Raw genomic sequence first — 7,149 nt, forward strand, 5'->3', positions numbered from 1 at the left:
GTCTACGCAGGCTGCGTGACGTAGCACACGTGTCCACGACTTGCGGGGAACCTCAAGGTTCCTTAGTGGCACGCTTATGTTCACGTGCCGCCTGCCGTTGCATATTCCTAGCCTCACGGCGAGTGAGAGACAATTTCAGACCGTCACGTGCGTCGTTGACCGCTCGCTCGTCATCCCTATCCAAAAACGTCCACATCGCTCATCACATCCAATCGCGAACTTCATCGGGCAGAAGCATATGGTCGGGCACGACCAGACCTAACGGCAGACCTGACTGAAAGGTCACGGCCTGATTGCCCAAAGCCTGACGGACTTTCAGCCGAGCCGAAGTCACGAGACCTGGAATCTGCTTTTCGAGCTGCTTGAACTTGCTGGAATCGGCACAGCTCACAGTGATCACCATCCCGAACCGAGTCACACCGGCGCCCTGTGCTTCCTCATGCGCTGACTTCTGCGCCGCCGCGCGACGAATCTGCTGACGCGCAGTGGGGCGATGCCGCTGAGACCCTTCGAACTGGGCATCATTGACACCGCGTTCCACCACATCGGTGGTCCGCTCAGCGGCCACTGGCCGATAGAGCATGGTGATTCTCTTGCGCAACACACCCTCGGTCGGCTGTGTCGCGCGTCGCAGTGCATTTTTGTAAAAGAGACCACGAGGACCGCGATACATCGTCCACGATTTCGAAACCGCCCGATCATGGCGATAATGGTCGAACGCATCCAAAGCGAACGTCGGGCCGGCATCTTCCCAGTCCAACCCCGTTCCGCCCTCTGCACGTGCCTGCTCGACCTGCGCAGCGACTGTCGGATCATAAGCCACACGGGTGTAGTCGATGAGGTCCTGGGCAGTGCAAGCTCTCACCGCCGTGCCAGCCCCGGTGTCGGACAGACCGCCGCGGATCATGGCGAGCCGGTTACCGATGTCCTCTGCCATCTCATCGACTCCCCGGTCTTTTCCGCTCCCGTCAATAGACCGTCCATCGAACGTCACAGAAATGTACGTTGAGATCTGTGGCGAACCACCCGAATATTCCTCCTGAATCGCCTCCGCAACCTGTGCGGGGAACTCCGCTGCACCCGGTGCCTGGTTAGTCTTCATCATGCGCTGTAGCCGCAATCCTGTGTCCGGGGCAATTTCAACGGTGACCTGTGCACCCTTGACCCCATCGTCCACGCCGCGCTGGGCAAGCCACGCACCCCAGTGAGCGACCATTGAGTTGACGCGTTCCTCGGACTGGAGCTCGTCACCATCCGAGTGGGCAATGAACACGACAGAATAGTTCTTAACCCCCTGTCCGCTGACACGCAAAAGAGCAAACGTGTTGCCGTATGGATCGGTATGCTCACTCATCTCAGACGGAGCAAGCAAGCCGGGTAGACGGCACCTGCCGTCACGAGTCTTTCCAGTCGGTCCCGACTGATAGATGTGCTTTCCGGTCTTTTCTTTTCTGCGCTGAGCAAATTTCAACATCATCCGTCCATAGATTGAGCGGTCTTCTTTTCGTGTAACGAGGAGCAAGACGATCAGCACAATGCCGACAACTGCGACAATGAGCGCCTGGAGAAGCCATTGCTTCGTCATCATCAGAATGATGATGACGATGAATGGCACGAGGGAAACAGTGACACCTATCGGAAGGTTGAGCAGCCCTGAAGGACCCGGCTTTGAGATATTGCCGAAGGTTCCCGGCTGTGGTTCGACTTCTGAACTCATATCACTCACTCGTCTTCAATCGCTTTTTCGACGCCAGAGCCTGCACCCGATGTGGCATCTGAGACTGCTCCCATGACTGCTGCCGCGTCAGCTATCGACCGGCCACCTCCACCAGTCCCGGAGCCTGCACCAGTCGCGCCAGCATCTTCGCCACTGCTTCCAGCCGATTCACTACCGGCACCTGCACCAGCTACCGAGGTTTCACTCCCGCTATCTCCGCCACTGCCTCCAGCCGATTCACTACCGGCACCTGCACCAGCTACCGAGGTTTCACCCCCGCTATCTCCGCTAGAATCGCCTGACTCAGACTGTGCTCCTGCACCGGCCTGTTCGCCGCCGGAATCGCCAGAGCCTGAACCTGATGATTCAGGTGCACTCGAACCGCCCTCAGACGATGATGAGCCTCCACCCGGAGGGGTGCTGCCCGAACCGGTTCCAGCCGGTGATTCGCCTCCACCCGGAGGGGTGCTTCCCGAACCGGTTCCAGTGCCACCTTGTGTCGCAGCACTACTTTCGCCCTGAGCTGCTGCCGCTTTGGACCCTGCTCCCGCACCGGCCCCGGCTCCTGCGCCGCCCGTTGATGCGAGGACTGCGGCACCGGCACCAATGGTGACTGCACCTGCAAGAGCTGCACCACCGGAGAAGCCTCCCGCACCAGTAGCAGCTACAGGGATGAGGAACTTCATCAGCGCGGGCAGAGCCAGGGCAGCGAGCGTGAGGATTGTCAGCCCCACCATTGCCGTGATCGCGGACTGGGCAATGTCACCGAGTACCGAGTCACTCTCCGGGTCTGAAGTCAGCGGTGAGTTGGCAATGCGCAATCCCAACGCGTAAATCACCGCTGCAACTGGCTTGAACAGGACAAAAGCCAGTAGATATCCATTGGCCTTGCTGAACGCCTGCTTACCAGTCTCAGTTCCTGATGCTGCGGCTAAGGTCGGAATAAATACCATCATCACGGTCATCAAAACATTTCGGACGAACATGAAAACAACGTTGACGGTCGAACTCAATAGTGCCAGTAGTGCGAAGATGATCCATGGGCCGATGCCCAAAGACGGGCCGAGCACGACAAGGGTCGAAAGATCCGCGCCTCCTGCTACTCCGGTGGTCGCTCTATCGAGAATCCACTCTGAGAACGCGTCCCCTGATTTGAGGAGGATCCCCAGCCCCGTGGCATAACAAGCAGTTACGACGACGAGGTTCACAATCGGTTGGAGTGCGCTGCCCACTAGCGTTTTGAGGTCTTGTGACATCACCAGCCGAACCACAGCGAACAATAGGCCCACGATTGCAAATGCAGCCGTGTACCAAGACAGATCCCCGGTCACTTGAGCGATTGCCGGAGAATCCAAATCGGGTGCTGGAGCTTTCATCCACCACGAAGTGAACCATTTCATCACTTCGGCCACCATGTCCGACAGGGACTGCGCGAACTCTTTCATCTGGCCATCAAGGATGTCTCCGACTCCGTCGCCAACCTTTTCTTTGGCCTTGCAGTCGAGGTATCCCCATTCCCAGATCTGTTTCTCGCACTTAGCCACGTGGACTCCAAGGTGTAAACCCGTCGTCGTTCTCGACAGGTTCAGGTGGTGTCATATTTTCCGCATCCCAGCGCCAGTCATCAGCGTCTTCGTCCCACACCAGTTCGGTCGGCATGGACCCAAGCTGTCCGTTGACGTTGACCAAAAGCTTCACTGTGGCCGCTGAATCCGAATACGACTCGATCTGAAAACCAGCGATCTCAACAGCCGACCCCTCACTATCGGCTACCGAACTATTTTCATCGAATATCTCGCGCGCACCAGGTGTATCGACAGCGGCTTGATACTCGTGTCCGGTAATGAACGCAGTGGTCAGGTTGATACTGGCAAACAGTGCTCCCGTGGGTGAGTGCGCGAAGCAGTGCCAAAATGCGCCGTCCTTTTGCGTCGGTCCATAACTGCTTGATGTTGGCAACGACGTCACATTTTCGTACAGTTCCCACTTAGATTCAGGTGCTTTAGTCGGATACTGCTGATCGTCGGCAGGGACATTGCACCCACCCCCACCCTCATCTTTGGGTGCAGTCGCTGTCGTTTCGACGGGTTTGGGCGCTGCCTCCTCGTCCTTATCATCTGAGTTCCAATTCATTCCAAGGAAGATGCCGCCAAAGACGAGAACGCCGGCAATGAGGGCCGCAGACAAAACCCACCAGGTGTTGAACTGTGTGCTGAATGGTTCTTTGGACATGCGCGCTCTCTCCCTACTTAACGAATACTGCGAGGATCACGCCAGCGGCTGACACCAGAATGCAGCAGATGATCGAGATGACCAGCCCCTTGAAGCCGGTCGCTTCTCTGCCGGTGAATGCGGCGAACGCGAGAAAGCCTGCCGAGATGAAGAACCCGGCCAAACCGCAGATGATGGCTCCCCAGGCAAGCCAGTTCAACAGCTTCGTGAAGCCGTCCGTGCCGGGAGGCTGTTCAGGATTGACTTTCGGTAGTGCCGAAATCATGTCCAGGGAAGGTGCTAGTAGATCGAGCATGGTTATTTCTCCTTTGGTTCTGTCAACGACACGATTGTGTTGAGAGTTTTGCGAATCCGGCGTGGGAGCCGGCCAGCATCTGGAAAGTCGATGCGCCACTCATTTATCCAGGGCAGATGCCATCCATGTGGGGTCATCTGCCCCAGCTTGCGAGCGGCACGTTTCTGCGAGTCAAAGAGCTTCGGACCATCGTCAATAATGAGAATGCCGAGTAGCCGAGAGTCGGTCAGACTTCCCCTGGCCCATTGCCTGGCAAACTCCATGCCTGCCGTCAGCCCAACGTGATCTGTACGGCAGACCGCTAGGACGTTGAGGACTGGGCGCGGACGTGTCCAGCCTCCAGCAGTTGGCCAACTCGTACCAACGTCTGTGGCACGGTCTTCGAGAAGTCGCGCTACGGTCGATGCTCCTGCGCCTCCATGTAGGCCCATCACCATCACGTCGGTCAAGGCGGTGACCTCTTGCTGTGGCCACGGCCTGGACTCGGTGGAAACGGAGGCGTCACCTGCTGGTGATTCCGGGCCTGCCCAGGCCACGCGATCACCCATAAGGTCATCCGGCACCTCCAGCTCAGGTGGTGGCGGAGCTGTTTCAGTTGGAATGAACGGATTTGTGCTCATTGATACCTGATTTCTACGGTTCCCTTGCCGTATCAGTCTACGGTTTCAGAGGCCAGTGTCAACTCTTAAAGTACGTACTAATTGCACATTCATCAATGTTTCGGAAGTTGACGCTTTAAGGCGCGCCCGTCTACTGTGGAATCATGCGTATTCAGAGGACAAACCGGGCTGTAACAGGCGTAGTCGCTGTGGCAATGATCACCACACTATCGGCCTGTTCTCAGCCGACTCAAACGCCACCATCAGCGACTCCCAGCACGACACCCACGGCGGTATCGCCATCGCAGCAGGTCCCGACTACAGACCTGCACGCGGAAGCGTCAAAAACCGTCGTGACCGTCATGACGGAATATTTCGATACCGATCGTTCCGCCGCCGAATGGTTCGACGCGCTTTCCCCATACCTGAGCATGGATGCGCAATATCACTACGAAGATTCCAACGTCGACAACATCCCGGAAGGCAACATCACGGGAACACCGCAACTCGTATCCGACAACAAGCAAGGTCTGCGCTATTTCATTGACACGTCTGTCGGGCAGTTCACCCTCACTCTTGTTCTCGAAGGAGACACTGGCGGCAGTTATGTCGTTGATGACATAACCACTCCCGATTCCGGCGAGTACGACTGATGAAGAAAGCGTTCGTCGGCCTCGTCGCCTTTGTACTGATCATCCCGGTGGTGGTCGTGATTCTCTTTTCTGGCGGAGAGTGTGCTGGTGGGGCAGAACCTGGGCCCCGCGACCCCGGCTTCAAAGATGATGCCATTGGCAATGGCCCCGACCAGATTCCAACCAAAGCCGTCCCCTGGGTTGAAAAGCTCGCCAACTCCGGTGAGTACCGCTACCCAGTCGCGTTCGCAGCAGCTGACATGTTCGCGGAATCAGGATTTGACCCCGGAACGACTGCGGGAGACTCAAACGGCGGCACCAGGGGATTGACTCAGATCAACCGGCACGAGTGGAAACGTATCTATGGTCATGACTGGAATGCCGATGAGAACGACAACGGCACCCCCGACATTCAAGACCCCCTAATCCACGCTGAGTACGCAGCGAAATTGTGGGATGAAAACATCGATAAAATCCACAAATACAAGGAAGACCACCCCGACTCAGGAGCCGCTGACGCTTCGGACCTCGAACTGCTCCTTGTCGCTCACAACGCGGGTTTCAGCCGCGTGGAGTCCTACCCTGAAATTCCAGCATCCACCAAGGACACCTACATCCCCCGCATCGCTAAAAAGTCGAAAGCATGGGGTGGAGTTGATATTAAGAAGACTGACGTCGGCGCGCAGCCAAAGGGTGCAGACCCGCAGGCTGGCGGCGACATATCACTTCCACAAAAGGGCACGGATCTCGACCTCGGGCCAGTTAAGCCACACGTACAGGAAGCCGCTGAAACCATTTCCGAGGAATTCGACATCACCAACATCGGTGGCTATCGAGCCGGAAATTCACGAGACAAAGAAGGCCATCCATCCGGCCTTGCTATTGACGTGATGGTGCCACTCGATGATGAGGGCAAGCAGCTGGGTGACGAAGTTGCGAAGTATGTCATCGACAACCACGAAGCACTCAACGTCAAATATGTGATCTGGTATCAGCGTATCTACAACTTCGAGAAAGACGATCCAAGCTGGCGCGATATGGAAGACCGTGGAGGCGACACCGCCAACCACCGCGATCACAATCACCTGTCGTTCAATGCCGATGGCGACGGCGACCCCGGAGAAGCCAAAGGTGGTGGCGGAGTTGATATGCCTATTGATTGCCCGAAAGATGGAGGGGGAGATGACGATGCGCCGAAGAAGGGCAAGAACAAGCCCGGGCCATGGGGAGGCCATGACAACGGACGCATCCCTACCGATGAACTTAAACCCATTCCCTGGGCCAGTGACGAGTTCCTGCGCGGCGATGCCGCCGACGCGCTCATGAAGATGAACAACTCATTTAAAGACGAGTTCGGCACCGACATGGGCATTACCGATGCGTACCGCGACTATGAGGAACAGGAACATCTGTTCGAGACTAAGCCCCCGGGTATGGCAGCGACTCCGGGCAAATCCAACCATGGTTGGGCGCTAGCCGTTGACTATGGGTCCGGCATCAACAGGTTCGGCACTCCACAACACGAATGGATGAAGAAGAATGCAGGCAAGTTCGGGTGGCAACACCCCGACTGGGCGAAACAAGGACAGCGCAACGCTGAAGCGTGGCACTGGGAATATTATGGTCACGAATAAACTTAAAGTTGCGTCCCTGGAGCCCGTTGGGCGACCGAAT

7 protein-coding genes are annotated in these 7,149 nt (G+C 56.9%); 2 read left to right on the forward strand and 5 right to left on the reverse strand.

The window, feature by feature from the left end:
- Nucleotides 1-202 precede the first annotated feature (202 nt).
- The 5 genes from INT29_RS19645 to INT29_RS20835 are packed head-to-tail and all read right to left on the reverse strand — an operon-like array spanning nt 203 to nt 4,864.
- Nucleotides 203-1,717, reverse strand: coding sequence for an SCO6880 family protein (locus tag INT29_RS19645; protein WP_193073236.1), 1,515 nt, complete (start codon nt 1,715-1,717; stop codon nt 203-205).
- A 5-nt stretch (nt 1,718-1,722) separates the two neighbouring features.
- A complete protein-coding gene (locus INT29_RS19650; RefSeq protein ID WP_193073237.1) occupies nt 1,723-3,261 on the reverse strand; it encodes a hypothetical protein in 1,539 nt (512 codons plus the stop codon).
- Nucleotides 3,254-3,949 carry a hypothetical protein gene (locus INT29_RS19655; protein ID WP_193073239.1) on the reverse strand — a complete coding sequence of 232 codons (696 nt, stop codon included), beginning with the start codon at nt 3,947-3,949 and terminating at the stop codon, nt 3,254-3,256. Before INT29_RS19655 ends, INT29_RS19650 begins: the two co-directional genes overlap by 8 nt.
- A gap of 13 nt (nt 3,950-3,962) precedes the next feature.
- Nucleotides 3,963-4,244, reverse strand: a complete 282-nt coding sequence (locus INT29_RS19660) for a hypothetical protein (RefSeq protein WP_193073240.1) — start codon at nt 4,242-4,244, stop codon at nt 3,963-3,965.
- Nucleotides 4,245-4,246: 2 nt separating this feature from the next.
- Nucleotides 4,247-4,864 (reverse strand): DUF6668 family protein, encoded by a 618-nt coding sequence (locus INT29_RS20835; protein WP_413463175.1) that lies wholly within the window; start codon nt 4,862-4,864, stop codon nt 4,247-4,249.
- 188 nt (nt 4,865-5,052) lie between these two features.
- Between INT29_RS20835 and INT29_RS19665 the strand changes: the two genes are divergently transcribed.
- On the forward strand, nt 5,053-5,496 hold the full coding sequence (locus tag INT29_RS19665) for a hypothetical protein (RefSeq protein ID WP_193073242.1): 444 nt from the start codon (nt 5,053-5,055) through the stop codon (nt 5,494-5,496).
- Nucleotides 5,496-7,109, forward strand: coding sequence for a D-alanyl-D-alanine carboxypeptidase family protein (locus INT29_RS19670; protein ID WP_193073243.1), 1,614 nt, complete (start codon nt 5,496-5,498; stop codon nt 7,107-7,109). The genes INT29_RS19665 and INT29_RS19670 overlap by 1 nt, the downstream gene beginning before the upstream one ends.
- The last annotated feature ends 40 nt before the right edge of the window (nt 7,110-7,149 follow it).

The sequence above is a fragment of the Brevibacterium sp. FME37 genome, assembly GCF_014897485.1.
Taxonomy (GTDB): domain Bacteria; phylum Actinomycetota; class Actinomycetes; order Actinomycetales; family Brevibacteriaceae; genus Brevibacterium.